Origin of the sequence: Roseburia sp. AF25-13LB, from assembly GCF_003478915.1 — a bacterium.
Taxonomy (GTDB): Bacteria; Bacillota; Clostridia; order Lachnospirales; family Lachnospiraceae; genus Roseburia_C; species Roseburia_C amylophila.
This window is the reverse complement of record NZ_QUFO01000030.1, coordinates 1-555: the sequence shown is the minus strand read 5'-3', so window position 1 is coordinate 555 and position 555 is coordinate 1. Positions and strand designations below refer to the sequence as shown.

At 34.4% G+C, this 555-nt stretch carries 1 protein-coding gene; it reads left to right on the top strand.

Annotated features, from left to right (window positions below):
* Positions 1 to 40 precede the first annotated feature (40 nt).
* Positions 41 to 555 (top strand): hypothetical protein (locus DWY37_RS15635; protein WP_118592615.1); only part of this gene is annotated, 515 nt, incomplete at its 3' end.

The window sequence follows — 555 nt, the reverse complement described above, 5'->3', positions numbered from 1 at the left end:
TAGAAATTATTTTAAGTTTCAATAACAGGGAGGTAGGATTATGGCAATTACAGGTATCAATAACAGCAGTTACACATCGTATTATGCTTCAAATTATAAGAATACTGTAAAAAAAACAGATAGTGAAAAGGATAGTACAAATACAAAAGATGGCAACGTGACAACAAGTACAGTTGAATTAAAAACATCACGTCCCGGTGTGACAAAAACAGAGCAGATTAAGACAGGGTATAGTAATGTAAATGATTATTCAAAATACTTGCAAGGAAAATACCATTATATGAATATAGGGCTGACTTCAATGCAGGGTATTCCGACAACGGTATCTGTTTCAAGTGCATTTTTACAAAAGTGCATGAATGATCCGGAAAAAGCAAAGTATTTGGAGGAAAACTTAGCAGCCATTCCGGATTGTACAAAAGATACGATTAATGGATGTTTGGGCACTGTGACAAATCAGAGTTATATGATTGATGCAAACGGAAATATTATAGAGACAGCATCTTGTACAAATGATCCAGATGGGAAAATAGCGAAAGAGAATGCTGAACGAAA